We start from the raw sequence: 25,852 nt of genomic DNA, 5'->3' as shown, positions 1-25,852 counted from the left end.
CCGTGGAGGGCGGCCGAAGGACGGCCGAAGGGCGGCCGGAGGGCGGGTCTTTCGCTGCTCAGTCGGCGAAGCCGGCGGCGCGGTGGTACGGCGTGCGGGCGATGGTCTCGCGGAGCTCCGAGAGCGACTCCCGGCCGGCCTCGCTCGCGACGTTCATCACCGCGAACACCTCCTGTCTGGAGATCTTCACGCCGGTCTCGGTGAGCGCGTCCTCCGGCCGCGAGCCGAGCTCGCGGAGCGTGCCGACCGCGAGCAGGTAGGGGACGCTCCAGGCGGCCATCGTGTTGCCGTGTCTGAGCGGCATCGTCTCGAGGTACGCCTGCGCGTCGTCGAGGAACGAGCGGGCGTGGTCGGCGGTGCGGTCGACGACGCGGGCCGAGGACTCGCGGTTCTCCGGGGCGACGATCTCCTCCTGCGGGACGCCCTCGTCGGCCAGCCACTCGGCGGGGATGTAGACGTTGTTCTCCTCCGTGTAGTCGTCGTAGACGTCCTTCGAGACGTTGACGAGCTGGAGCAGGAGCCCGAACTCCTCGGCGGTGTCGTAGAGGCGCTCGACGCGGTCCCCGTCCACGTCGCCGCGGGTCAGCAGGTTGGTGATCAGGGTGCCGACGGTGCCGGCCGCGTAGTAGCAGTACTGCTCCAGCTCGGCGCGGTCGTCGATGCGCAGCCCGCCCTCCCCGGCGTGCCGCTCGACGAACATCGCCATCCCGTCGACCATCTCGCGGACCGGCGGGACGACCGCCTCCCGCACGTCGCGGGGCTGGTCCTCGAAGGTCGCGACCACCGTCGGCGACTCCGCGACGACCGCCCAGTCGTCGTTCCGCTCCGCGGGCGCCGGGATGTGCGGGTCGACCGCGCTCCGGAACTCGCCGATGGTGGTCGGGTCGTCCGGGTCGAGCACCGCGTCGTAGGTCCGCAGGATCTCCGCCTGCTCCGCGGGCGGGATGTGGCCGGCGTCCTCGACGGTGTCGGCCACGCGACAGAGGAGGTACCCGAGACAGATGTGGCTCGACATCGGCTCGTCCAGCACGTCGACCGTCAGCGCGAAGGTGCGCGAGACGCCCTGCACGGCCTCGTGGCACCACGCGAGGTCGGGTTCTCCTGGGGAGGGGTCGCGTCCGCTCATTTAGCTATCGGTCCTTATGGAAGCAGACATAAAAAGTGTCGTGGGCCGTCCGAGCGCCGCGGATCGGTCCGGATCCACCCCGCCGACCGTCCGAGGGCGCCCCTGCGCCGCCGACCCGGTCGCCGCGGCCGGTCCCACATCAAAGACCGTGTAGTAACTCATAAGGACGCCCGACGGGGAGAACTCGTATGGACTTCACGCTCTCCGCCGAGCAGAAGCAGATCCGCGACACCGTCGCGGAGTTCGTCGACGAGGAGGTCGAACCCCGGGCCGCCGAGATCGACGCGGAGGACGAGTTCCCCGCCGATCTGGTCGACCAGATGGCCGACCTCGGGCTGATGGGCATGCCGTTCCCGGTCGAGTACGGCGGCGCCGGCCTCGACTACCACAGCTACGCCATCGGACTGGAGGAGATCGCCCGCGGCTCCGGCGGCCTCGCGACCGTCGTCGCCGCCCACACGTCGCTCGCGGGCAACATGATCTACGCCTTCGGCGACGAGGCGCAGAAGGAGACGTTCCTCACGCCGCTCAACGAGGGGGCCGACGTGGGCGCGTTCGCGCTCTCGGAGGCCGGCGCCGGCTCCGACGTGCCGGCGATGGACACGACCGCGGAGTACGACGCCGACACCGGCGAGTACGTCGTCAACGGCGGGAAGCTCTGGATCTCCAACGGCTCGGTCGCGGACACGGTCACCCTGTTCGCCAAGACGGACCCCGACGCGGGCCGGAAGGGCATCTCCTCGTTCGTCGTCCGCCCCGAGGAGGACGAGGGGTTCATCGTGGAGGGGACGGAGAAGAAGCTCGGCGACAAGGGCTGTCCGACCGCGGAGCTCCGCTTCGACGACATGCGACTGCCCGAGGACCGCCTGCTCGGCGCGGAGGGCGACGGCTTCGTGCAGGCGCTCAAGACGCTCAACGGCGGCCGGATCACCATCGCGGCGCGGTCGGTCGGCATCGCGCGCGCCGCCCTGGAGGACGCCGTCGAGTACGCCGGCGACCGCGAGCAATTCGACCAGCCCATCGCCGACTTCCAGGCGATCCAGCACAAGCTCGCGGACATGGACACGAAGGTGCAGTCGGCCAAGCTGCTGATGCACAGGGCCGCGGACAGGAAGATCCGGGGCGAGGACTACATCAAGGAGGCCGCGCAGGCGAAGCTGTACGCCTCGGAGATCTCCCGCGAGGTCGCCAACGAGGGGATCCAGATCCACGGCGGCTACGGCTACACGACGGACTTCCCCCTGGAGCGCTACTACCGCGACGCGAAGCTCAACGAGATCTACGAGGGGACGAGCGAGGTGCTCCGGAACACGATCGCTCAGCAGCTGTTGGACTGAGTACGGGTCCTTCGCACCTCTCTCGAGGGATTCACAGGAAACCACTGGCAGACTCAGAGATCGGCCACGGCTATCCGTTCAGTGACCGTCGGTTGGTCGGTCGATCGTCGCGGCGGCGCGCGCGAGGAACGCGCGCGAGGGAGGGCGCGGGCCGGCCGCCTGCTGTGCGGTTCGCGGCCGGTCCGCGGCCGAGGCTGGGGAGGTGCGAGGCTGCTGTGCGGTCGCGGTGCCGGCTGGGGCTTTCTGGACGGTGCTGACCCGAGTGGCAGGATCTGTACCAAAACCAGATCAGGAGTGGAGAGGGCCGGCGCGGGATTTCGAGCCGGATACCCCCGCTATCGGCCCCTCCTCGTCACCCGCCACGCGCCATGGAACGGGCCCGAGAACGACCGCGAAGCGCTCTCAGACCCCGAGCCACTCGTCGTTCCGCACCTCGTAGCCGTTCTCTCGACAGAACTCGGCGGCCCGGCGGCGCACGTCCCGCGAGCCGGGCGCGGCCTCCTTCTCCTCGGTCCGTTCGACGATCCAGTCCGCGATGGCCCGGATGCCCTCGTCCTCGTCGGTCGGACTTATCGCTTCAAGCTCCCGGAACGTCCGCGCGTAGGCGTCGCGCTGGGAGTCGTCCAGCGACGCGTACGGGAGCGCATCGACCGCCTCCACGACGCGCTTCATCGCGCGGGCCACCGACGGGCGCTGGACGCGCACGCGCACCGCCTCCGGGGACGTGAAGGTCTCGCCGTCGGCGTCCGGAACGAGGTCCGCGACCGCGTGGCTCCCGTCGGTCGCCTCGATCTCGCGGTCGCCGACCGTCTCCACGATCTCGCGGCCCGTCGCCGGGAAGGCGACGGACTCGAGGTCGGCCTCGAAGTACGCGAGCTCGCCGGGGGCGACCGGCGGCTCCGCGTCGTCCCAGCGGTCCATCTCCGCGGCGATGTCCCGTTCCCGCTGGCGGCGGTCGGCGTTGCGCGCCTGTTTCTCGCGACCGTCCTTTGTGTCTGCCATCCTCGGCGCTTCGCGCTCCCGCCGGATATGTCTATGGGCCGTGTTGACACACCGTCTTTCGGGGCGCCGTCTGCGGTCGTCGCCCCCGCTCGCGTGCGGCCGGACCGCGCTTCCGAAACCCTTACTCCCGGTCCGCGGCACCCTCCGGTATGAGCGATACGTCCGACGAGAGCGAGGGCGCGGCCGGCGACGGGGCGTCCGGCGCCGCGGCCGTCGACCCCGAGGAGGTCGAGCACGTCGCCGAGTTGGCGCGCGTCGACCTCGACGAGGCGGAGGTGGCGACGTTCGCCGAGCAGTTCGCCGACATCCTCGACCACTTCGAGGCGCTCGACGAGGTGCCCGAGACCGACCGCGAGGAGGAACTCGTGAACGTGATGCGCCCGGACGAGGTTCGCGAGGGGCTCACCCAGGAGGAGGCGCTGGCGAACGCGCCCGACTCCGAGGACGGTTTCTTCAAGGGACCGAAGGTGTCGTAGATGGCGGAGCTCAACGCGTTCATCACCGAGGAGACGATCGAGGGGGCCGACGACGGGCCGCTCGCGGGCACCACGGTCGCGGTGAAGGACAACATCTCCACCGAGGGCGTCCGCACCACCTGCGGTTCCGAGATGCTCGCCGACTACGTCCCGCCGTACGACGCGACGGTCGTCGAGCGCCTGACGGACGCGGGCGCCGAGATCGTCGGCAAGGCGAACATGGACGAGTTCGGGATGGGGACGACGACGGAGACCTCCGCGTTCGGCGCCACCCGGAACCCGGTCGACACCGACCGCGTGCCGGGCGGCTCCTCCGGCGGCTCCGCGGCGGCGGTCGCGGCCGGCGAGGCCGACCTCGCGCTCGGCTCCGACACCGGCGGTTCCGTGCGCTGTCCGGCGGCCTTCTGCGGCGTCGTCGGCATCAAGCCCACCTACGGGCTGGTCTCGCGGTACGGCCTGATCGCGTACGCCAACTCGCTCGAACAGATCGGCCCCATCGCGCCGACCGTGCGGGAGGCGGCCGAACTCCTCGACGTCATCGCCGGCCCGGACCCGAACGACGGGACGACGCGCGAGGAAGGCGCCGACTCCGACTACGCCGCGGCCGCCGACGGCGACGTCGAGGGGCTGACGGTCGGGATCCCGACGGAGCTGTTCGAGGGCGCCGACGAGGGCGTCGTCGAGACGGTCGAGGCGGCCGTCGCGGACCTCGAAGAGCAGGGCGCGGAGACCGTCGAGGTGTCGCTCCCCTCCGTCGAGCACGCGGTCGCGGCCTACTACGTCATCGCGACCTCGGAAGCCTCCTCCAACCTCGCGCGCTTCGACGGCGTGCGCTACGGCCACTCCGCGGACGCCGAGGGCAACTGGAACGACACGTTCGCTGCGACGCGCGAGGAGGGCTTCGGCGCGGAGGTCAAGCGTCGGATCCTTCTCGGCACGTACGCGCTCTCGGCGGGCTACCACGACAAGTACTACGAGAAGGCGCAGGACGCCCGCGCGTGGGTCCGACAGGACTTCGAGGACGCCTTCGAGGAGGTCGACGTGATCGCCTCGCCGACGATGCCGGTTCCCCCGTTCGAACTCGGCGAGGGGCTCGACGACCCCCTGAAGCTCTACCTCGCGGATGCCAACACGACCCCCGCGAACCTCGCGAACCTCCCCGCTATCTCCGTCCCCGCCGGCGAGTCGGACGAGCTCCCGGTCGGGCTCCAGCTCGTCGGGCCGAAGTTCGACGAGGAGACGATCATCCGGGCCGCGAGCGCGGTCGAGAACTGATCGGCCCGGTGTCGGAACCGACCGGGCGATGGGTGTTCACGCCCGCCCGGACATGTCGCTGGTGACCAAGTTTTACAGTCCCAACAGGAGGTCTGGGAGTATGGAGGAACTTGCGGAGCGCGTCCTCGAACGGATCAAGGAGGATATCGGCCACGAACCGTTGGTCGGCGTGAGTTACTTCACGGGCGAGGAGGTCGACCACGTCTACCAGAGCGAGTGGGCGAGGGAGACCTTCGAGCGCGAACAGGTGGACCAGATCGTTCGCGATCTCCAGCTCGAGGCGCTCGGCTACGGCGCCTACGAACGGACCCAGGAGTCGCAGCTACACGCGACCGTCCGGGTCTACGAGGAGATGCTCGACGTGGTCGTTCCGGTGAACGACCGCGAGGGGGTCGCGGTCGCGCTCGAGTTGGCCGACGGATACACCACGCGGGAGGTCGTCACCCTCGTCGAGGAGGCGATCGCGAAGTCACAGGCGGTCGAACGCGAACCCGTCTACCACGAATGAACCGCTGACTGGGGGGCGTCCCGGACCGGTCACCACGTCAGTTCAGCCCGAGCGTCTCCGCGCGCTCGGCGACGAACTCCTCGAAGGACCAGCCGACGGGCTCGAAGCGGTAGTCCACGTCTACGACGGGCGCGTCCACGTCCAGCACGCGCGAGACGTCGCAGGGGGTGCCGGCCAGCACGAGGTCCGCCTCGCAGGCCTCGATCGTCGCCTCCAACTCGGCGACCTGCGCGTCGGTGTACCCCATCGCGGGCAGCACGCGGTCGAGGTGGTCGTACTCGGCGAGCGTCTCCGCCACGGACCCGACCGCGGCCGGTTCGGGGTCGACGCGCTCGGCGGCCCCGTAGCGCCGCGCCGCGACGGTCGCGGCCCCGCGGGCGGCGTCGCCGTGGGTGACGGTCGGACCGTCTTCGATAGCGAGCACGCGTGCGCCCTCGATCCGGTCCGGGTCGGGGACGCTCACGACCGACTCCGCGCGGAGGACCGGGGCCTCCGCCGGCGCGACCTCGCGGACGTTCTCCTCGACGGTCGCGATCCCCTCCGGCTCGGCGGCCGCGAGCTTGGTGAGACAGACCGCGTCCGCGGCGCGGAGGTTCGCCTCGCCGGGATGGTAGCGACGCTCGTGGCCGGGGCGTGTGGGGTCGGCGAGCACGAGGTGGACGTCCGGCTCGGCGAACGGGAGTTCGTTGTTGCCGCCGTCCCAGACCACCACGTCCGCCTCCGCGGCGGCGTTCGCGAGGACCGCCTCGTAGTCGACGCCGGCGTGGACCGGGTGTCCCGCCTCGACGTGCCAGGCGTACTCCTCGCGCTCCTCCAGCGTGAGGTCGGCGTCGTCGAGGTCCGCGGGCGTGGCGAACCGCTCCGCGCGCTTCTCGATCAGGTCGCCGTACGGCATCGGCTCGCGGACGACGGCCACGTCCGCGCCGCGCGCGTCGAGCGCGTCCGCGAGCCCCCGGGCGACGGAGGACTTTCCGCAGCCCGTCCTGACCGCGTCCACCGCGAGGACGGGGGTGTCGAGGGCGACCTGCATCGTCTCCGGGCCGAGCAGTTCGAAGTCCGCGCCGGCCGCGAGCGCGCGGGAGGCGGCGTGCATCACCGCCTCGTGGCTCACGTCGGAGTAGGAGAAGACGACGCGGTCCGCGCCGGCGTCCGGGACCGCGGGGTGGGTGCCGGTCACGACCGCCTCCAGTTCCGCCTCCGGGACGATCGGAACCCCCTCGTCGTAGCCGGGCCCCGCGAGTTCGGGCGGGTAGCGCGGGCGGTCGGCAGCCTCGCCGTCCTCCGTCTCCTCGCTACCGCCCTCCGCCTCCTCGCCGCCCTCCGCCTCCCCGAGGTTCTGGCCGGGCGCGCGCGTGACCGCGACGACGCGCTCCGCGGGCGTGGCGCCGCGGAAGCGGACGTTGAAGTCGTGGAAGTCGCGCCCCGCGGCGCCCATGATCGCGACGCGTTCGGTCATGGTCGAGCGGTCGGCGGCCGGCGACATAATCGGTGGGGCCGCGGTCGCCGAGCGACCTGCCGCTCGACCGCGCTCCGCCTCGCGCCGCGTCGCCGGGACGGGAGTATTTATGACCGCTCGCCGAAGCCGACCGCATGAACCACTTCTGGACGATGCTGTGGGTGACGACGGTCGCGGGGGCGGCCACGGGACTCGGCGCACTCCCCGTGTTCGTGCGCTCGCGGGTGAGCCACCGCACCTACGACGCCTCGCTCGGCCTCGCGGCGGGGATCATGATCGCCGCCAGCGTCTTCGGGCTGATCCTCCCGGGAACGGAGGAGGGCGGGCTGCGGCCGGTGCTGGTCGGCGTCTTCCTCGGCGGCTTCGTCCTCCTGGGCGGCAACCGGGTCATCCCGCACATCCACGCGCGGTACCGCGGGTGGCGGCGCGAGGGCGGCGCGCCCCCGGACGACCCCGAGAAGCTCTCGACCGTCCGCCGCGCCCTGCTGATCGGCGGGGCGATAACCCTCCACAACGCGCCGGAGGGGCTCGCGGTCGGCGTCGCGTTCGCGTCCGGGCTGGAGTCGGTCGCGCTGCTTCTGGCCGTCGTCATCGGCCTCCAGAACGTCCCCGACGGCTTCGCGTTCGCGCTCCCGATGGGCGACGCGGGGCTGTCGAACCCCCGGGTCCTCCTGTACACGACGCTGTCGGGGCTCGTGCCGCAGGTGCTCGCCTCGATCTTCGGCTTCGGGCTGGTCTCGGTCGCCACCGGCGTCTTCCCCGTCGCGGCCGGGTTCGCCGCGGGCGCGATGATGGCCGTGGTCTTCCGCGAGATGATCCCGTCCTCGCACGGGCACGGGCACGCCGACGCCGCGACCGCCGCGTTCCTCGTCGGCTTCGCGCTGCTGATCGTCGTCGACGCGGTGCTGGCCGTCTGACGGTGAGCTGCCGACCGGCCGAACGAGCGGGCACGGCCGTCGTGGTGCCGTGCTGTCGGCGCGCGCCGCGGCGGAGTGGGACCGAGAGACGCAGCCGGCTGGTCCGGCCGGGGCTTCCCGGGTGGTGCTGACCCGATCGGTAAGCTTCGCGGTCGGGGCGGAGGCACCGCCGTTCGACTGACCCGCTCTAAACGCCGAGACCGCGCCGCAGCATCGCTACGCTTCGTCGACCAGGAACTCGGGCTCGGCGATGCGCTCGGACTTGCACTCGGGGCACCGCGAGGGCTCGTTCACGGGGTCGTCGAAGCCGTCGAAGCCGCAGTCGCGGCACGCGGGCGGGGCGACGAGGAACTGCTCGTCCTCGCCCACCGACTGCGCGACGTGGTCGAGGTGGTCGTAGACGACCGGCGTCGGCAGCTCGAGCGCGGCCGCGAGGTCGCTCGCGGTTGCGGGCCCCTCGCGCAGACGGTCCGCGATGCGCTGGCGGGTGGTCGGCTCCATGCCGGCCGTTGGCCGGCCGGCGAGAAAAGCCCCGCGGCGGCAGGGCACCGAAACGCGCTCGCGTTCCCCTCTCGGCCGGCAGCACTCCGCTATCGGTCGTGCGCGGCCCCCGTCCGGTTCCGGATTTCGGTCGGCCTAAGTCACAAAAACCATAACCGCGGACCGGAAGATGCACTCATGAAAGCGGTAGTGCTTGCGGGTGGGTACGCGACGCGCCTCTGGCCGATCACGAAGGACCGGCCGAAGATGTTCCTCCCCGTCGGCGACCGGACGGTGATCGACGAGATCTTCGCCGACCTGGAGGCGGACGACCGGATCAGCGACGTGTTCGTCTCCACGAACGAGCGGTTCGCGGAGGACTTCGAGTCGTACCTCGCGGACAGCGAGTTCGAGAAGCCGAAGCTCTCCGTGGAGGACACCGAGGCCGAAGACGAGAAGTTCGGCGTCGTCGGCGCGCTCGCCCAGCTCGTGGAACGGGAGGGGATCGAGGAGGACCTCGTCGTCGTGGCGGGCGACAACCTGATCAGCTTCGACGTGGCCGAGTTCGTCGACTTCTTCGAAGCGAAGGGCACGGCCGCCATCGCGGCCTACGACGTGGGCTCACGGGAGAAGGCGAAGTCCTACGGGCTCGTCGAACTGGAGGGCGACCGCGTGGTCGACTTCCAGGAGAAGCCCGAGGACCCCAAGAGCACGCTCGTCTCCATCGCCTGCTACGCGTTCCCCGCCGACACCCTGCCGGACCTGCGGACGTACCTCGACGACGGCAACAACCCCGACGAGCCGGGCTGGTTCATCCAGTGGCTCCAGCGCCGCCAGCCGGTCCACGCGTTCACCTTCGACGGCGCGTGGTTCGACATCGGGACGCCCGAGAGCTACCTCGACGCGGTCGCGTGGACCCTCGACGGGGAGACGCGCGTCGCGGAGTCCGCGACCGTCGAGAACGCGACGCTCGGCGAGAACGTTCACGTCATGGCCGACGCGACCGTCCGCGACGCCGCGGTCCACGACAGCGTCGTCTTCCCCGAGGTCACCATCGAGGAGGCGGAGGTCCGCCACACGATCATCGACCGCGGCACCCACCTCAAGGGGCTCGACCTCTCGGGCGCGCTCATCGGCGCGCACACGAAGATCACGAACGGCGAGTAGGCGTCGGATGCCGTTCGCGCGGGCGCCGCTCCACCGCGGTCCGGCTACTCCAGCCGCGCGTCCGTCACGCGGATGTGCCCGCGGTCGCCCTCCCACACCGTCTCGTACTCCAGGTCGACCCGGCGGTCCATGTGCGGGCCGTCGACGACGAACGTCTCGAACTCGCCGCCCTCCCCGAGCAGGTGGACGCCGTACTCCTCGTTGAGCTCGCGGAGGTCCGCGAGCGCCTCCCGGTCGAGCGGGCGGCCGAGCCACGACTCGTCGAGGCCGTACGCCGCCACCTGGACGATCAGGATCTCGAAGCCGGCGTCGAGCATCGCGGTCGCCAGTTCCTCGGGGTCCTCCTGCCACAGCGGCGCGAACAGGTCGATCCCGAGCCGGTCGCACATCGCCTCGATCCGGCTGGTCTGGAACTCGCTCTCGACCGCGCCCGCGGTGACGCCCGCGAGGTCGACGCTCTCCTCGGCCGCGATCTCCCGGAGCGCCGCCTCCATCGGCTCGAGTTCCGCGTCGCCGCGCTCGCCCGCGGCCGCGTCCCCCGCCGGGCCCGTCTCGAAGTCCTCGGGTTCGACGGAGACGAGGTCGATCCCGACGCTCTCCGCGACGAGTTCGGTGAGGTGCGTCGCGGGCGTGTGGTACATGTAGGAGTCGCCGGCGGGGTGGACGGTGAGCAGGCGCGTCACGTCCAGCCCCTCCGCGAGTGCGCGGTACAGCGCCCACGAGGAGTCCTTGCCGCCGGAGAAGAGGCTGACCCAGTCGTCGCTCATGGCGAGTGAGAGCGGGGCTGCGGGTAAATCGGCAGCGGTCCGCGGGCGTCACGGTGAGACGAGCAGCTACCTCGGGCGCGTCCGGCGCCTCAGTCGCTGATGAACTTGTTGTCGCGCCAGTTGACGCCGCCCTCGCCGTCGCCGTTGCCCTTCGGGCTCTCGACGACCTCGACGGTCGCGGGGCGCTCCTCGCCCTCGACGATGCGGGTCGCCTGCAGCTCCTCGCCCTCCTCGGTGATGGCGGTGAGCGTGCCCTTCTCGGCCTGGAGCGCGATGTCGCGGAGGACGAGGAACATCGGGTACTGGAGCGCCGAGTTCTGGAGGACGGTCTCGCGGTCGCCCTTGAAGCAGGCGAACTCGACGAGCTCCGAGGGGATCTCCTCCTCCTCGTCGTCCATCCACTGGGGGCCGCCGGCGCGCGGCGGTTCCTCCTCGTAGACGCGCGTCTCGCTGACGGAGGCCTTCAGCTGTGCGGTCGGCGTGTACTTGCTGATGTTCTCGTCCGAGGAAACGGCCTTGATGATGAGTGTGTTGTTGCGACGCGTGATGTCCACGTCGTCGATCTCCGTCGGGAGGTCGGGGTCGTTCTCGAAGTACTCTTCTACGTCTTCGAGGGGCAGTTCGAGCGTCGAGTGAAGTCGGAACACGCGGCCTGACATGGTTGAATGGGGTTCTGGTGGTTGGCGGACGCGGCGAGGGAGCAACCGTACCTACCGCATGTTGGGTACCGAGCCTTATAGGGGCTGCCCTTTCCGCGGCGCCGGTGCGGCGAGACGAGGGGCCTCACGCGCGCTGTCGGTCGCTCCTGGGGGTTTCGGAGTCGTCCGGTCGGGTCCCGGTCGGGTCCCGGTCGCGGTCGGAGCCGCGGGGCTACTCGGCGTTCAGCGACGCCGCGAGCTCGCCGCGCTCGTCGAGCTCCGCGAGCACGTCGCTCCCGCCGACGAACTCGCCGTCGACGTACGTCTGCGGGATCGTCTCCCAGTCGCTGTGCTCGGCGAGCGCCTCGCGGTACTGGTCGAGCGCGGGGAGCACGTCGACCGTCTCGAACTCGGAGACGTGCTGGCCGATCAGCTCCAGCGCGCGCTTCGAGTAGCCGCACTGGGGCATCAGCCGGTTGCCCTTCATGAACAGGACCACGTCGTTGTCCGCGATGGCCTCGTCGACGCGCTGCTGGATCTCCTCGGCGTCGGACTCGGATTCGGGCGTGAACGTCATGTCCCCTCGTACGCGGCGCGGGGGAAAAGGGGTTGCGCTGTCGGCGACCGTCGGGTCGACCGTCCGCGAGGCGGTGGCGTGACCGCGGCGATGGTGTGACCGTGGCGGTGGCGCGCGCGTTTCTCGCGCGCGAGGGAGGCCGCGGGGCGGGCGCGATGCGGTGCAGTCCCGCGCCCGCCCCGCGGCCGAGGCTGGGGAGGTGCGAGGCTGCGGCGCTGTGCGGTGCGGGGCGGGACTGAAAGGGGCAGCCGGCTCGATCCGGCCCCGGAACCGCAAGCACCGCAGCGGGCGGTGTCTCCGGCGTCGCCGTGAGCGCGGTGCGGAGCGAACGGCGGCTCGAAAATCTCCGATTTTCGGCGCGCTACTGCACGCTGGAGGCTCGCGAGACGCGGGTTGTCTCGCCAAGCGGAGAGCGAGGAGCGCAGCGCGTGTCGCGGCCGGTCGAGCCGGCTGGGGCTTTCTGGGTGGTGCTGTCCAGATCGGCAGGATCGACAACAGACACAGAAAACGCGCCGTACAGAGAGCCGGCCGGAGCGCTCAAACCGGGAGACACCCGCACGATCGGAGCGCGTCTGTCACTACCTCCCGTAAAAAACCCGAGAACCTCCGGGAAACTGCTTCAGTCCTCGCGGTCGACGCGCACCACGTCCACCAGCGAGTAGATGGGGACGCCCTCGATCTCCTCGTTGCCCTGCTTGTCCGCCAGCACGCAGCAGCCGACCGGCTCGCCGCCCTGCTCGCGGATCGCCTCGATGGTCTCGGCCATCGTGGTGCCGGAGGTGACGATGTCGTCGACGACGTAGCACTCGCGGCCGCGGATCCCCGCGAAGTTGCGCGAGAAGCCGCCGCCGTGCTCGGCGATGTCGCCCTCCTCCCACTGGTGCTTGGCGGGCGCGTAGGTGCCCATGTCCGTGTCGAGCGCGCGCGCGACGACCGTCGCCAGCGGGACGCCCGCCTTCTCGATGCCGATGGTGAGGTCGACCTCCTCGCCCTCCTTCGAGAGCAGGTCCGCCATCGCCTTGCCCGCGTAGCTGAGCCGCGCCGAGTCGCGCCCGATGGCGCTCCAGTCGACGTGGATGTCCGAGCTCGTGGTCGCGGCGGGCTCCTCCTGCACGTCGGCTGCCGACTCCTCGCCCGCGCCGGCGCGCTCGACGAGCCAGCTCGCCGTCTCCCGCGAGACGTTCAGCTCGTCGGCGATCTCCCCCTTCGAGAGGCCGCGCTCGGCCAGCTCCGCGGCGCTGTCGATCAGGTCGTCAACGTTCTTCATAGCTGGCGAATTCGACGGCCGTTTTAATAGTCGTGTCGTCATCCGCGAACGCGGCCTCGAACTCGTCCAGCCCGTGGACGCCGGTGACCAGGTCCTCGAGGAACGACCCCTCCATCGCGGCCAGCGAGTCGGCCGCGGCCTCGAAGTGCCCCACGCCGGAGTTGACGCTCCCGACGAGCGCCTTGTTGTGGAGGACGAACTCGCGGTGGAGCGCGCCCCCGTCGACCTCGAACTCCCAGTCGCTCGGGACGCCGAGCAGCGCGCCGACGCCGTTCGGGGCGAGCGCCTCGATCGTCTCGAAGGCGTGCGGCGCGTAGCCGGTCGCCTCGTAGACGAAGTCCGGCGCCTCGTGGACCTCCGGGACCTCCGGGACCGCCGTCTCCTCGGAGTTGACGTAGGTCGCACCGAGCGACTCGATGATGTCGATGGTGGGGTCCGGCCGGTACCGGCGGCCGAGACAGTAGAGCCGGTCGAACCGGTCGTCGAGCATCGCGACCGTCAACAGCCCGAGTGAGCCGTTGCCGAGCACCAGCGCGCTCTCGGGGTCCCACTCGAACGCCGACCGCGAGGCGAACGCGTGCTCGACCGCCTTCTCGGTGATCGATATCGGCTCCACCAGAAAGCCCCACTCCGCGAGTTCGGGCGGAATCTCGACGAGGCACTCCGCGGGGCTGGTGAAGTACTCGGCCATGAAGCCGTGGTCGCCGACGATGCCGCGCTCGTGGTACTGGCCCGCCGGGGCCATGTCCGGTTCGCCGCGCGCGAAGAACTCGTTGCCCCCGTTCGGCGCCCGCCGGACGGTCGGGACGACCACGTCGCCCTCCTCGAGGTCGGTGCCGTTCGGGTCCGCCACGACGCCGACCGCCTCGTGGCCCAACACGAGGTGGTCCTCGCCGTCGGGGAACCCGCCGTGGGTCCCCGCGATGACTTCGTGGTCGGTCCCGTCGACGCCCACCCGGAGCGTCCGCACGAGCGCCTCCCCGGCGGCCGGTTCCGGCCGCGGCTTCTCGATCAGGACGGGATCGCCCCCGCCCTCGGTGACCGCGATTGCGTGCATACGATGACCGAGGATCCGGGCCACCAAAAGATTTATTCTATTTTGAGTAATTTCTCTCCCCGTCGGCGGACGCGGGTTCGGCGCGGGTCCAGTCCCCACGCCGACAGCCATCACCGTCGCGACGCACCGTCGAGACGTCCGACCCGCCTCCGCCGTCACCCTGTTGTCGCGCGGTCGCCACCGCCCCGCGAGGAGCGGCACCGCGACGAGCGGCGGGCTTTTTGTTCGCGCCGCGCGCAGCCGTGGTCGTGTGCACGCTCGCGCTCGCATGGCGGACGTTCGAGGGGACGCCGGTCGCCGCCGCCGCGAACCGCGACGAGGGGCTCGGCCGTCCCTCGGAACCGCCGGCGCTGTGGGAGGTCGGCGCCGCCGGCGGGGAAGCCGACGGCGCGGTCGGCGACGGCGCCACGACCGACGACGGGACTACGACCGACGACGGCACCGCGACGTTCCTCGCGCCGCGCGATGCGGAGGCCGGCGGGACGTGGGTCGGGCTCAACGAATACGGCTGCTACGCCACCGTCACCAACCGATGGCTGGACGAGTCGCCGCCCGCCGAGCGGTCGCGCGGGCTCCTCGTGCGCGACTGTCTGCGCGCGCCGACCGCGGAGGCGGCGGTCCGCCGCGTGGAGCGGGAGCTCCGCGAGCGTTCCTACGACGGGTTCAATCTCGCGATCGCGGACGCCCGCGCGGCGTTCGTCGTCTCGTGGAGCGGCCGGCTCTCCATCGAGCGGCTCGACCCCGGCGTCCACGTGCTGACGAACGTCGGCGGACTGCTCAACGGCCGCGGGCGCTTCGCGGTCCCCGAGCGCCGCCGCGAGGCGGGCGAGGAGCAGGTCGAACGCGTCGGCCGACTCGCCGACCGGCTGGGCGTCGAGCCGGGTGACGTCGCGGACGCCTGGCTCGACCGCGCGGGCGCGGCCATGGCCGATCACGAGGTGGGCGTCTGCGTCCACGGCGACGGCTACGGGACGCGGTCCAGCACGCTCGTCGGGACCGGCCCGGCCCCCCGGTTCGCGTTCGCGGACGGGCCGCCCTGCGAGACGGCCTACGCCGACGTGTCCGTTCCCGACGGCTGGCCGCGGACCCCACCCCGGGAGGACGGTCGTCCGGAAGGTCAGGTTTAAGCGAATCGCGGGCGCCAACACACACATGAGCGTGTCCGAACTGGAGGCCGACCTCTCGGATGACGAGCACGCGGGGCTCGAACTCATCCGCGAGACGGGCGGCATCCACCAGAGCGACTTCTGGAAGGAGCTGGACGTCTCCTCCCGGAAGGGGAGCCGCATCGCGGAAGCGCTGGAGGAGTCCGGCCTCATCAAGCGCGAGGATACCGTCTACGACGGCCACAACACCTTCTACCTCGAGCCGGCCGCCCGCGACCTGGACTTCTCGCTGCTGATGGCCGGCGACATGCTCTCGCCGTTCATCGGCGAGGAGGAGGTCGACCCGCAGTCCGACGCCTTCTCGCAGTGGCTGATGAACCTCGCTTACGAGGAGTACTGACCCGCCGCGCCGGAAGCGGCGGTCTCGCCGCACCGACGGTTCTCCCTACGCCGGACGATTTTTGCATTCGGGGCGCGACCGGACCCGCATGTCGGGCATCGTCTTCTTCGCCACGGAGAACCACGACGCGGTCGTCGACTTCTACGTTGAAACGGTCGGCGCGGACGTGTGGCTCGAACAGCCGGACTGTACCGTCCTCAAGCACGGCAACCTGCTCGTCGGGTTCTGTGACCGCGACCGGACGGACGACGAGGGGACCGTGACGATCCTCGCGGACGACCGTGCGGGCGTCGACGCCTACCACGAGCGCGTCGGCGCGGCCGCGACCGAGCCGCCGCACGTCGAGGAGACGTACGACATCTACCGGTTCCTGGCGCGGGACCCGGACGGGCGCACGGTCGAGTTTCAGACCTTTCTGGACCCGGACGTCGCCGTCTGATGGGGGCGAACCGGGGGAACACCACGATACCGAGGGCTCGGGTCGGCCCGGGCGCTTAATGCCGTCGAGTCAGATCGTTGACCATGGTCGGCGCCGGTACTGGCGGCTCGCTCCGCCGCTACGCCGCGGGCGGGGCGGTGAGCGCCCTCGGACTCGCCGCGCTCGGGATCCCCCTGTACGACATCCTCGACGACACGACGAACCTCGGCTGGGGCGTGGCCGCCAGCGTCGCCGAAAACGCGGTCCTCATCGCGCTGGCGATGACGCTCGTCTTCGGCGGCGTTCGGCTGGTCCGACTCGACTGGGAGACCAGGCACGTCCGCTCGGTCGCGGAGCGGACGGCCGTCGGGACCGCCGCCGTCGCGGTGTTGATCGGCTGGGTGATCGTCAGCCAGCTCCGGGTGATGGGCGGGCTGAAGCCGTTCATCATCGCGCTCGACGCCGTGTTGATCGGGGCGGTGACCGTGTTCGCGCTCGCTTTCTACTCCGTCAAATCGAGCGTGCAGGCTCGAGACCTCGCCGTCGAGCGGGGGATCGCCGAGCGGCTCGCGACGCTCCACGATCACGCGGCCCGGCTGGGAGCCATCGAGGACCGCGAGGCGGCCGCCGAGGTGGCACTCGACGCCGTAAGGGAGACGGTTGCGCCGGAGGGCGTCCGGATCGCGGTTGACGACGCGGTGTTCGGCGATCGACCGGCCGCGTCCGCCGACGGCGGTACCGGGGACGGCGCGGACGCCGGTCCCGGGGTCGGGCGGTCGGTGCCGGTCGGCTGCAGGGGACGGATCGACCTGCTCGGCGAGTCGTTCGCCGAACACGAGGTCGAGACCGTCGAACTGCTCGCGGTCCATCTCGACAGGACCCTGACGCGGCTCGACGACGAGCGCGCGATCCGCGAGGAGCGCGAGCGGCTGGAGTTCATCAACCGGACGATCAGACACAACCTGCTCAACGACATGCAGGTCGTCTCGTCCAGGCTGGAGGTCGTCGACGAGGGGGACGAACCGTTCGAGCGGCACGCCGGCGTGATCCGGTCGCGGATCGACGGAATGGCCTCCTTCATCCACACGATGAAGGAGTACATGAACACGCTGCTGGAGGACGAACACGAGCTCCGCACCGTCCCGCTGACACCGCTGGTGCGCGAGCAGGTCGCCGACGCCCGCGACGGCCACCCCGAGGCGGAGATCGAGGTCGAGGAACTCCCGTCGGTGTCCGTCCGCGCCGACGACCTGCTCGAGCCGGTCGTCGAGAACCTGCTGACGAACGCGGTCGTCCACAGCGACCGGGAGACGCCGCACGTCGAGGTGGCGGCGGCCCACGACCGAGAGGGGGGAACGGTCACCCTGCACGTCCGCGACGACGGACCCGGCATCGACGACGAGCGCAAGGAGGCGGTCTTCGAGCGCGGGGAGCGTGGCCGCGACAGCGGCGGCACGGGGTTCGGACTCTACCTCGTCGGCGACGCGGTCGAGGCGTACGGCGGCGCGGTGGACATCAGGGACAACGAGCCGCGCGGGACCGTCGTCTCCGTGACGCTTCCGGTCGCGGAGGCGTAGGGCGGGGCCGCGGCGACGGTCAGCCTCCGCCGTCGGCCTCCCCGGACGGCCACTCGAACGCGTCCCGGTCGGCGTCGGCCGACCCGGCGGTTTCGGCCCCCGAGTCCGTCCCATCATCGACCGAACTCCCGACCGCGGACCGGTCCGGTTCGCGGCGTTCGATCAGCGCGCGACGGAGCCGGTCGGTCAACGCGCCGCGGAGCGCGTCCGCCTCGGCGGCTTCCACGTCGGGCGCCACCGCGTCGCCGCCGGTGAACGACCCGGTCCCCGCCGTGTCCGCGACGACCGTGGCGACGCCCCAGCGCCGCTGGAACAGCGTCCGGCTGTCGATGACGGTCTGGAGCCGGTAGTAGGGGACCACTCGCGTCTGCCGACGCCAGAACCCGGACCGCGTCAGCAGGTGGTCCTCGCCGAGCCAGTAGCCGCGGTGGACCCACTTGTAATGGGCGGCGACCGGGACGAGCGCGAGGAGCGCGAGCGGCGCGCCCCACGGCGCCGCGAGGTCGAGCGCGCGGTCGATCCCGTACGCGATCCCGGTCAGCGCGAGGACGGCCGCGGCGTACCGGACGGCGTACCGGACCCGGATCCGGCCCGGCGGGCGGGTGAAGTCGGGCTCCTCGAACGCCTCGACCTCGCGCGCGAGCTCGTACACGCGGTCGGTCTTCGCGAGCGGGACCGCCGCCTGGCTCCCGTAGTCCCCGCCCTGTCCCGGCGCGTAGCCGGCCGTCTCGATGGTGAGCGTCGCGTATCCGAACAGCCGCTTGAGGGGGTTGTCGGTCACGGCGATGCTCTGGACCTTCTCGGTCGGGATCGAGCCGGAGTAGCGCCGGAACAGCCCGCGCTCGTAGCGCAGCTCGTCGCCCGACCGCGTCAGCCGGAAGCCGTAGTAGTTCGTCACCGCGATCGCGGCGCCGAGAAGCCACGAGGCGAGAAGCAGCGCGCCCGCGAGGAACAGCCCGGTGACGGACAGAAGCACCGCGGACGTACTCGAGAGGAACCCGGACAGTACCGGCACCGACCCGGAGGCCAGAAACGCCACCAGCCCGAGCAGCCGGGGGTCGAACGAGAGCGCGCCCACGAGCGCCAGCTCGGACGGCGAGATGGCGAACAGCTCCGATTCCGCGGGCGCACCGGACGCGATGGCCGACTCGTCGGAATCCGCGCCCGCGCCCATCCCCTCGCTCGTGCTCGAACCCGCTCTCGCGGCCGGCTCGCCCGCCGCAGCGCCCGCCTTCCGACGCTGGATCTCCGACCGCAGGCGCTCCGCCTCCGCGGGCGTGACGTAGCGGATCGCCCCCTCGGTCGAGGAGCCGCCCGCCGTCTCGAGGTCCACCGCCGCCAGCCCGAGCAGCCGCTGGACGACGCCTCGGCTGATGTCGACGTTCTGGATCCGGCGGTAGGGGATCTCGCGGTCCCGCCGCGAGACGACGCCGGAGACCACGTCGAACGTGTCCTCGGTCAGCTCGTACTCGAACCGGCGGTAGTAGGCGACCTCGTACGCCAGCGCGACGAGGGCGGCCGCGACCGCCAGGAGCGGGGCGTAGTCGCCGAGCACCGTCCCCCCGCCTCCGGCGGAGATGAAAAACGCCGCAACGACCGCGCTCCCGGCCTTCTGGGCCGCGCGGTACGGGACCGACAGCGGCGCCAGCTTCACACCCCGTCCTCCCCCTCGGCGCCGATTGCGAGCCGCTTCAGGTCCTCCCGGAGGTCGTCGGCGCCGTCGGGGGGCAGGCCGGGGATCCGCACGTCGGCGCCGCGCGAGCCGGCGCTGTAGACGACGCAGGAGGCGAGCCCGACGACGCGCTCGAGCGGACCGCGCCGCGAGTCGACGTGCTGTATCCGGACGAACGGCACGACCGTCCGAACGCGCGTGAAGACGCCCCGCTCGAGGTAGATGGCGTCCTCCCGGAGCTCGAACCGCCAGTACCGATACCGAAGCAGGGCGTGTCCGCCCACGACGAGAAAGACGACGCCCGCGACGAGCGCGGGCGCCCACCCGGGAACCGCGACCGGAAGCGGAAGCACTCGGTCGAGCCCGAAGAGGATGCCGCCGACGACGGCGGCCAGCACCGCGGCCCGGAGGAGCCACACGACCCGGATCCGGGGGTGGAGCCGCCGCATCGTTCCGGTCGGAGTCGTCGTCTCGACGTCGACCCGCGGCTCCGTCGGCCCCGTCGGCTCCCCCGGGCCGTCCGCCCCGCCGCCGGAGGTAGCGCCACCACCCGCGTCGGCCTCGGGAGCGTCCGCCTCGCTCGCATCCTCGCCGGCCGCGTCCGGCCGAGTCCCGGTGTCCATGCCCCGCGCTTGTGGCCCGCGGGACATAAGTGTCGTCGGACGCCCCCGTCGCGGACGCGGCGGTCGGTCGTGACCGGCGGGGTGCGGACCAGCGGACCGCCTGCATGCGGTCGTTCACGATCGTGTGTGGCAGTGTCAATGGCAATTTCTGCCGAAAGGGACAATTAGGGGGACCACGCAGGGGCGGGTATGGCGGACGACGACCCCTTCGAGAACATGCTCGCGCAGATGGACCGCGCAGAGGAGTTCGCCGACGTGACCCACGGCGTCTTCGAGCGGCTCAAACACCCGGAGCGGACGCTGAAGGTGACGCTCCCGGTCGAACTCGACAGCGGCGACGTGGAGGTGTTCAAAGGGTACCGCTGCCAGTTCGACAGCGCGCGCGGCCCGTTCAAGGGCGGCGTCCGCTACCACCCGAGCGTCACCCAGGAGGAGGTCGAGGCGCTCGCGGGGTGGATGACCTGGAAGACCGCGCTCGTCGACCTGCCGTTCGGCGGCGCGAAGGGCGGCGTCATCTGCGAGCCGAAGGAGCTCACCGACAACGACTTAGAGAACCTCACGCGGCGCTACACGGAGGGGATCCGCCGCCTCATCGGCCCCGAGACGGACGTGCCGGCGCCGGACATGAACACGAACCCGCAGACGATGGCGTGGATGATGGACACCTACTCCATGTACGAGGGCTACTCGGTCCCGAAGGTCGTCACCGGCAAGCCGCTGGAGATCGGGGGCACGCCGGGGCGCGTCGCGGCGACCGGCCGCGGCGTCTCCATCATCACCGAACGGCTCTTCGACTACCTGGAGAACGACCTCTCTGAGGCGACCGTCGCGGTCCAGGGCTTCGGGAACGTCGGCTCCCACGCCGCTCGCCTGCTCGACGACGCCGGCGCGCGGATCGTCGCCACCTCCGACGTGACCGGCGCCGTCTACGACCCCGACGGTCTCGACGTGCCGACGCTCGGCGCACACGTCGACGCCGGCGGCACGATCGAGGAGTACACCGCGGGCGACCTCCGCGTCGAGGACCGCACGCAGTGGGACGAGGGCGACGCCATCGCGAACGAGGACCTGCTGACGCTCGACGTGGACGTGCTCATCCCCGCCGCCGTGGAGGGGGTTCTCACCGAGGCCAACGCCGACGCCGTCCGCGCGGACGCCATCGTCGAGGCCGCCAACGGCCCGACCACGGTCGCCGCCGACGAGATCCTCTCCGAGCGCGACGTCCAGATCGTGCCGGACATCCTCGCGAACGCCGGCGGCGTCATCGTCTCCTACCTCGAGTGGGTCCAGAACTCCCAGGAGTTCTCGTGGCCGCTGGAGACCGTCAACGCCGAACTGGAGCGCCGCATCGGCTCCGCGTTCGACGAGACGATCGAGCGCTACGACGAGGGGGCGATCCCGGACCTCCGGACCGCCGCGTACACCCTCGCGCTCGAGCGCACCGCCCGCGCCCACGAGTACCGCGGGCTGTTCCCCTGATCTGTAGCGGGCTGTTCCCCTGATCTGTAGCGGGCTGTTCCCCTGATCTACAGGGCGACCGGCACACCTCGATTCGCCGACGGCCGTTCTCGCGCCCGCTCCTTCGGAGCCGCCGAGGACACGTCGGCCCGCAGACATAAGTGGCGTCGGCGGTGACTCGACCCGTATGGCCACGAGCGAAGCCACCACCGCGACGTGGCGCGGGGTCGTTCGGGGGTATCACTCGTGACCGACGCGTCGCCGGACGCCGCCCTCGGCGGGGCCAACAGGGAGGGAGAATCGCCGAGAACCGACACACCGGTCGAGACGACCGAGGAAACGACGGTCCACGAGGGCGACGTCGAACTGGAACGGACGATCGGGCTGCGGGGCGGCCTCGCCATCGGCGTCGGGACGATGATCGGGGCCGGCATCTTCGTCTTTCCCGGGATCGCCGCCGGGGAGGCCGGCCCGGCGGCTGCGGCGTCGTTCGCGCTCGGTGCGGTCGTCGCGCTGTTGGTCGCACTTCCCGCCTCCGAGTTGGCGACCGCGATGCCGCGGTCCGGCGGCGGCTACTACTTCATCTCCCGCGCCATGGGGACCGCGTTCGGTGCCGTCGTCGGGGTCTCACTGTGGCTCGGACTTGTCTTCGCGTCCGCGTTCTACCTGGTGGGCTTCGGCGAGTACGCCGTCGCCGTGCTCGCGGAAGTCGGCGCACCGCGACCCGAACTCGTCGTCCCGCTCGCGCTGGTCTTCGGCGTGGCGTTCACCGTCCTCAACGTTACCGGGACCGAGAACGCCGCGGCGCTTCAGAACTACGTCGTCGGCCTTCTGCTCGGGATCCTCGTGGCCTTCCTGCTGTACGGCGGCGCCGATGCGGTCGGACTGGTCGGCGAGCCGTCCGCCCCCGAAACGTTCGCGCCCTTCGGATACACGCCCGTTCTCACTACGGCGGCGCTGGTGTTCACCAGCTACCTCGGGTTCGCGCAGGTAGCGACCGTCGCCGGCGAGATCAAAGACCCCGGTCGGAACCTCCCGCTGGCGATGGTCGGCTCCGTGCTGATCGTCGGCGCGATGTACGTCGCGACCATCTTCGTCGCGACGAGTGCCTTCGGGAGCGCCGCGCTGTCGCAGTTCGGCGAGACCGCGATGGTCGAGGTGGCCCGGTACTTCTTCGGGGCACCCGGCGCCATCGTCATCCTGCTCGCCGGGCTGCTCGCGACGGTCTCCTCGGCCAACGCCTCCATCCTCTCGACCTCGCGTGCGGTGTACGCCACCTCGCGCGACGCGATCCTGCCGCAGTGGGCCAGCCGGGTCAACCTCAGATACGGCACGCCACACGTCGCGCTCGGCATGGCCGGCGGGCCGATCCTCGTCCTGATCGCGGTCGGCGAGGTCGAACTGCTCGCGGAAGTCGCCTCGTTCCTCCACCTCGTCATGTACGGGCTCATTTGTGTGGCGCTCATCCTGCTTCGCCGGAACCCGCCGGCGTGGTACGACCCGGACTTCGTCGTTCCCGGGGGACCGGCCATCCCGCTGGTCGGGGCGGCCGCGAGCTTCGGACTCATCGTCTTTATGCAGCCGCTCTCACAGCTCGTCGGGATCGCCATCATGGTCGGTGCCGTCGGATGGTACTTCTACTACGCGCGCGACGTGACCCTCAAAGGAGCACTCTGAAATGACCGACAGAACACCGATCGGCACGGGAGCGCCCCCGCGTCCCGACATGACGACGAACTGCGTCCTGACCGACGGCGGCGGCCGTGAGCGCGTCCTGATCCCGCTTCCGATTCTGGAAGGGCAGGGCGTCCCCGGCGGGCTGCCGGAGCTGCTCTCCACGACCGACGTGATCCTCCTTGGGTACCACGTCGTCCCTGAGCAGACGCCGCCCGACATGATGCGACAGCAGTACGAAGAGCAGGCGCAAAAGTCCCTCTCGGAGGTCGCGGAGACGTTCGCGAACGCCGGCGGCGAGGCGGAAACCCGTCTCGTCTTCACGCACGACCGCGAGCAAACGGTCGACCGCGTGCTGGCGGAGACGGGCGCCACGGCGTTTCTCCTCCCACGGCCGATCGCTTCGGTCGACTCCGTGCTCGTTCCGCTCCGGGGCGACGTCGACGCGGCGCGCATCGCCCGCTTCGTGGCACGGCTCCGCGGCGACCGCGATATCGACGTGACCCTGTACGCGGCCACGGGAGAAGGAGAGGATGCCGCGGCAGCCGCGGCCGCGGAGCTCGTTGACCTCGCCGCCGCGACGCTCACCGACCTCGGCGTCCCGGCCGATGCGATCACAGAACGGGCGGAGGTGACGGACACGCCGACACGCGCCATCATCAGGGTAGCCATCGCTCACGACGCGGTCGTGATGGGCAAACGTGAGCCGGACTGGCGCTCGCTGATCTTCGGGGAACTCCACGAACAGATCGCGGACGAGTCGCTCGGCCCGGTGTTCGTCGTCGGCGACGTCGGTGAGTAGCGGCCGCGAACGGCTCGAACCTACCGACTCCGCGTCCCTTCGACGGTCGTGGAGGAATCGCACGAGGGCCCCGCCCTGGCGGTCGGAACCACCTTCCCCGCGGTACATTTATCTTCGGCGGTGAAAATGGCGAACGTATGGGCACACATGGCGTTCGGGCCGCCGATGAGGACACCGACGACGGCGGTGGGTCCGGCGTATCGGAAGGGGAACGCGCGGAGGGACTGCGCGGGCCCGTTCCGAGGGCCGACAGCCTCGCCCGGGCGGACGGCGCCGCGGCGACCGTCCCCATCGACGACCGCGGCGTGGTGTTCTCGAACGCCGGAGAGCCGCTCTCGGAAGCCCCGATCACGGTGCTCCACGTCGACGACGACGACGCGTTTCTGGACCTCGCGAGCGAGTTTCTGGGTCGACACGAACCCCTCAGCGTGGAGACGGCGACGGACACGGACGCGGCGCTCGAGCGCCTCGACGATGTCGACTGCGTCGTCTCGGACTTCGACATGCCCGAGCGGGACGGGCTCGCCTTTCTCGACGCGGTCCGATCGCGGCACCCCGAGATGCCCTTCATCCTGTTCACCGGAAAGGGGAGCGAGGAGATCGCCAGCGAGGCCGTGTCGGCGGGGGTGACGGACTACCTGCGGAAGGGGCCGGGGATCGAGCGGTACGAGGTGCTGGCCAACCGGATCAGGAACGCCGTCGAGCAGTTGCGAGCGCGAGAGGCGGTCGCGGAGAACCGGCGACGGCTCTCGCGGCTGGTCTCGAACCTCCCCGGGGTGGCCTATCGCTGCGAGCCCACGGAGCCGTGGCAGATGGCCTTCCTCGGGGGCGAGGTGGAGGCGGTGCTCGGCCACGACCCCGCGGCGCTCGTCGAGGGCGAGGTGGCACTCGGCGACCTGATCCTCGACGCGGACGAGCGGTTGGTCGACGAGACGGTCGCCACCGCGCTCGAGCGCGAGGAGGCCTTCGAGTTGACCTACCGCCTCCGGCGGGCCGACGGCGAGGTCGTCCGCGTCTACGAGCACGGGCAACCGGTGTACGAGGACGACGCGGTCGTCGCGCTGGAGGGATTCATCATGGACGTGGGGCGCCACGGTCCCGCGGTCGCCGAGCGCGACGCGGAGTGACCCGCGGGATTCAGAACTCGACCCGCCGAGGTTCAGAACTCGACCCGCCGGATCCGTTCGGCGGTCACGTCGACAGCGGGACTGTAGTGCGCGATCGGCGCCCCCTCCGGTTCCTCGAACCCGTTGGTCTCGAAGAGCGTGTTCGTCCGGACGGTCGCGTCCGCTTCGTGGAGCGGCCACGGTCCGTGATCGATCTCCCCGCAGTAGAGGCGCCGCCCCTCGGCGTAGAAGCGGTAGTTCTCCACGAGGAACGCCGCCAGTGACCCGGGGTCCGCCTCGAACGCCTCGCCCGCGGGGCCGTACGCGAGGTCGACGTGGGCCGGGTCCGCGCCGCGGTGCGTGCGGTGGCTGGTAAACGTCACGCGGCGGTCGGTCGCGACCGGGCGGTCGCGGTCGCCCTCCGTCGTCACCTCCATCTCCGCGCGGTAGTACGGCAGGGCGAACAGTCGGCGCGCGACGTGTACCCCGATCGGGTCGGCCGCGTCGAGGTTGAAGAAGTAGACGCCGCGACCGCGCGGTCCGTCGACGTACGTGCGGAGGTTCACCTCCGGAAACGAGAGGCCGAAGGGGATCCCCCGGAGCCCGATGTCGGCCATCACGAACGGAACGACCCCGAGGTAGGCGTCCCCGTCGTGCGTCGCGACCGAGAGCCCCTCCGGGAGCCGGGCCGCGACCGTCTCCGGGCTGACGGGCCAGTGGAGGAACAGCGCGTCGCGCCACTCCATCTCCAGCAGGTGACGGTCGGTCATGGCCGTCGATCCGTCCTCCTCGGGCAAAGGTCCGGTGGCGGCGGGACCCACAGGCCGGCGTGGGAGACGGTCGGTGCCGTCGACGGTCGGTGCAGTCGACGGTCGGTTCGGGCGACGGTCGGTCCGGTGCCCGGCACGACGCGCGGTCCGGCGCCGCGAGACACAAACGGTCGTTTGTGCTTTGCGATACTTTACC

At 71.1% G+C, this 25,852-nt stretch carries 26 protein-coding genes; 14 read left to right on the top strand and 12 right to left on the bottom strand.

The features are described from left to right. Nucleotides 1-58: 58 nt before the first annotated feature. Entirely contained in the window at nt 59-1,126 is a 1,068-nt protein-coding gene (locus tag ACZ432_RS12680) for a phytoene/squalene synthase family protein (protein ID WP_426962064.1), read from the bottom strand. 188 nt (nt 1,127-1,314) lie between these two features. On the opposite strand from ACZ432_RS12680, the gene ACZ432_RS12675 reads away from it, so the two are divergent. Continuing rightward, nucleotides 1,315-2,463, top strand: a complete 1,149-nt coding sequence (locus tag ACZ432_RS12675) for an acyl-CoA dehydrogenase family protein (RefSeq protein WP_426962065.1) — start codon at nt 1,315-1,317, stop codon at nt 2,461-2,463. Nucleotides 2,464-2,865: 402 nt separating this feature from the next. On the opposite strand, the gene ACZ432_RS12670 is transcribed toward ACZ432_RS12675, so the two are convergent. Then, nucleotides 2,866-3,465: a DUF5789 family protein gene (locus ACZ432_RS12670; RefSeq protein WP_426962066.1), complete on the bottom strand. Its 600-nt coding sequence runs from the start codon at nt 3,463-3,465 to the stop codon at nt 2,866-2,868. A 149-nt stretch (nt 3,466-3,614) separates the two neighbouring features. Between ACZ432_RS12670 and gatC the strand changes: the two genes are divergently transcribed. The 3 genes from gatC to ACZ432_RS12655 all read left to right on the top strand — a co-directional run bounded on the left by gatC (nt 3,615) and on the right by ACZ432_RS12655 (nt 5,724). Next, the gene (gatC, locus tag ACZ432_RS12665; protein ID WP_426962067.1) at nt 3,615-3,941 is read left to right on the top strand and encodes an Asp-tRNA(Asn)/Glu-tRNA(Gln) amidotransferase subunit GatC; all 327 of its coding nucleotides are present in this window, start codon (nt 3,615-3,617) and stop codon (nt 3,939-3,941) included. Further along, entirely contained in the window at nt 3,942-5,216 is a 1,275-nt protein-coding gene (gene gatA, locus ACZ432_RS12660; RefSeq protein ID WP_426962068.1) for an Asp-tRNA(Asn)/Glu-tRNA(Gln) amidotransferase subunit GatA, read from the top strand. 100 nt (nt 5,217-5,316) lie between these two features. Beyond that, nucleotides 5,317-5,724 carry a hypothetical protein gene (locus tag ACZ432_RS12655; RefSeq protein ID WP_426962069.1) on the top strand — a complete coding sequence of 136 codons (408 nt, stop codon included), beginning with the start codon at nt 5,317-5,319 and terminating at the stop codon, nt 5,722-5,724. Between the two features lie 37 nt (nt 5,725-5,761). On the opposite strand, the gene ACZ432_RS12650 is transcribed toward ACZ432_RS12655, so the two are convergent. Beyond that, complete coding sequence (locus tag ACZ432_RS12650) at nt 5,762-7,180, bottom strand: GTPase (protein ID WP_426962070.1); 1,419 nt, start codon at nt 7,178-7,180, stop codon at nt 5,762-5,764. Between the two features lie 134 nt (nt 7,181-7,314). On the opposite strand from ACZ432_RS12650, the gene ACZ432_RS12645 reads away from it, so the two are divergent. Further along, on the top strand, nt 7,315-8,097 hold the full coding sequence (locus ACZ432_RS12645; protein WP_426962071.1) for a ZIP family metal transporter: 783 nt from the start codon (nt 7,315-7,317) through the stop codon (nt 8,095-8,097). 216 nt (nt 8,098-8,313) lie between these two features. Here the strand turns inward: ACZ432_RS12645 and ACZ432_RS12640 are convergent, their stop codons facing one another. Beyond that, on the bottom strand, nt 8,314-8,598 hold the full coding sequence (locus tag ACZ432_RS12640) for a transcriptional regulator (RefSeq protein WP_426962072.1): 285 nt from the start codon (nt 8,596-8,598) through the stop codon (nt 8,314-8,316). Between the two features lie 177 nt (nt 8,599-8,775). Between ACZ432_RS12640 and ACZ432_RS12635 the strand changes: the two genes are divergently transcribed. Further along, nucleotides 8,776-9,744 carry a sugar phosphate nucleotidyltransferase gene (locus tag ACZ432_RS12635; protein WP_426962073.1) on the top strand — a complete coding sequence of 323 codons (969 nt, stop codon included), beginning with the start codon at nt 8,776-8,778 and terminating at the stop codon, nt 9,742-9,744. Nucleotides 9,745-9,788: 44 nt separating this feature from the next. Here the strand turns inward: ACZ432_RS12635 and ACZ432_RS12630 are convergent, their stop codons facing one another. The 5 genes from ACZ432_RS12630 to ACZ432_RS12610 form a co-directional block, all read right to left on the bottom strand. Further along, entirely contained in the window at nt 9,789-10,511 is a 723-nt protein-coding gene (locus tag ACZ432_RS12630; protein WP_426962074.1) for a diphthine--ammonia ligase, read from the bottom strand. Nucleotides 10,512-10,600: 89 nt separating this feature from the next. Next, nucleotides 10,601-11,170 carry a DUF7110 family protein gene (locus tag ACZ432_RS12625; protein WP_058365290.1) on the bottom strand — a complete coding sequence of 190 codons (570 nt, stop codon included), beginning with the start codon at nt 11,168-11,170 and terminating at the stop codon, nt 10,601-10,603. Between the two features lie 211 nt (nt 11,171-11,381). After that, complete coding sequence (locus ACZ432_RS12620) at nt 11,382-11,726, bottom strand: glutaredoxin family protein (RefSeq protein WP_426962075.1); 345 nt, start codon at nt 11,724-11,726, stop codon at nt 11,382-11,384. Nucleotides 11,727-12,345: 619 nt separating this feature from the next. Then, nucleotides 12,346-12,993, bottom strand: a complete 648-nt coding sequence (gfcR, locus tag ACZ432_RS12615; protein WP_426962076.1) for a transcriptional regulator GfcR — start codon at nt 12,991-12,993, stop codon at nt 12,346-12,348. Further along, the gene (locus ACZ432_RS12610; protein ID WP_426962077.1) at nt 12,980-14,050 is read right to left on the bottom strand and encodes a glucose 1-dehydrogenase; all 1,071 of its coding nucleotides are present in this window, start codon (nt 14,048-14,050) and stop codon (nt 12,980-12,982) included. The genes gfcR and ACZ432_RS12610 overlap by 14 nt, the downstream gene beginning before the upstream one ends. Before the next feature lie 248 nt (nt 14,051-14,298). Between ACZ432_RS12610 and ACZ432_RS12605 the strand changes: the two genes are divergently transcribed. The 4 genes from ACZ432_RS12605 (at nt 14,299) to ACZ432_RS12590 (ending at nt 17,551) form a co-directional block, all read left to right on the top strand. Then, nucleotides 14,299-15,177: an NRDE family protein gene (locus ACZ432_RS12605; RefSeq protein ID WP_426962078.1), complete on the top strand. Its 879-nt coding sequence runs from the start codon at nt 14,299-14,301 to the stop codon at nt 15,175-15,177. A 25-nt stretch (nt 15,178-15,202) separates the two neighbouring features. Then, nucleotides 15,203-15,556, top strand: a complete 354-nt coding sequence (locus ACZ432_RS12600; protein WP_426962079.1) for a helix-turn-helix transcriptional regulator — start codon at nt 15,203-15,205, stop codon at nt 15,554-15,556. Nucleotides 15,557-15,644: 88 nt separating this feature from the next. After that, on the top strand, nt 15,645-15,995 hold the full coding sequence (locus ACZ432_RS12595; protein WP_426962080.1) for a VOC family protein: 351 nt from the start codon (nt 15,645-15,647) through the stop codon (nt 15,993-15,995). Between the two features lie 83 nt (nt 15,996-16,078). Beyond that, the gene (locus tag ACZ432_RS12590) at nt 16,079-17,551 is read left to right on the top strand and encodes a sensor histidine kinase (RefSeq protein WP_426962081.1); all 1,473 of its coding nucleotides are present in this window, start codon (nt 16,079-16,081) and stop codon (nt 17,549-17,551) included. 19 nt (nt 17,552-17,570) lie between these two features. On the opposite strand, the gene ACZ432_RS12585 is transcribed toward ACZ432_RS12590, so the two are convergent. Together ACZ432_RS12585 and ACZ432_RS12580 are read right to left on the bottom strand one after the other, a co-directional pair. After that, nucleotides 17,571-19,205, bottom strand: coding sequence for a PH domain-containing protein (locus ACZ432_RS12585; RefSeq protein ID WP_426962082.1), 1,635 nt, complete (start codon nt 19,203-19,205; stop codon nt 17,571-17,573). After that, nucleotides 19,202-19,672, bottom strand: coding sequence for a PH domain-containing protein (locus ACZ432_RS12580; protein WP_426962106.1), 471 nt, complete (start codon nt 19,670-19,672; stop codon nt 19,202-19,204). The genes ACZ432_RS12585 and ACZ432_RS12580 overlap by 4 nt, the downstream gene beginning before the upstream one ends. A gap of 363 nt (nt 19,673-20,035) precedes the next feature. On the opposite strand from ACZ432_RS12580, the gene ACZ432_RS12575 reads away from it, so the two are divergent. From ACZ432_RS12575 to ACZ432_RS12560, 4 genes are all read left to right on the top strand, one after another. After that, entirely contained in the window at nt 20,036-21,325 is a 1,290-nt protein-coding gene (locus ACZ432_RS12575) for a Glu/Leu/Phe/Val family dehydrogenase (RefSeq protein ID WP_426962083.1), read from the top strand. A 225-nt stretch (nt 21,326-21,550) separates the two neighbouring features. Next, on the top strand, nt 21,551-22,981 hold the full coding sequence (locus ACZ432_RS12570; protein ID WP_426962084.1) for an APC family permease: 1,431 nt from the start codon (nt 21,551-21,553) through the stop codon (nt 22,979-22,981). Nucleotide 22,982: 1 nt separating this feature from the next. Further along, nucleotides 22,983-23,780, top strand: a complete 798-nt coding sequence (locus tag ACZ432_RS12565) for a universal stress protein (RefSeq protein WP_426962085.1) — start codon at nt 22,983-22,985, stop codon at nt 23,778-23,780. 137 nt (nt 23,781-23,917) lie between these two features. Then, the gene (locus ACZ432_RS12560; protein ID WP_426962086.1) at nt 23,918-24,907 is read left to right on the top strand and encodes a response regulator; all 990 of its coding nucleotides are present in this window, start codon (nt 23,918-23,920) and stop codon (nt 24,905-24,907) included. Nucleotides 24,908-24,939: 32 nt separating this feature from the next. Here the strand turns inward: ACZ432_RS12560 and ACZ432_RS12555 are convergent, their stop codons facing one another. Next, the gene (locus ACZ432_RS12555; RefSeq protein WP_426962087.1) at nt 24,940-25,656 is read right to left on the bottom strand and encodes a YqjF family protein; all 717 of its coding nucleotides are present in this window, start codon (nt 25,654-25,656) and stop codon (nt 24,940-24,942) included. Nucleotides 25,657-25,852 lie beyond the last annotated feature (196 nt).

This window comes from Haloparvum alkalitolerans (assembly GCF_055381565.1).
The sequence above is the reverse complement of the archived record's forward strand: the minus strand, read 5'-3'. Positions and strand labels throughout refer to the sequence as shown.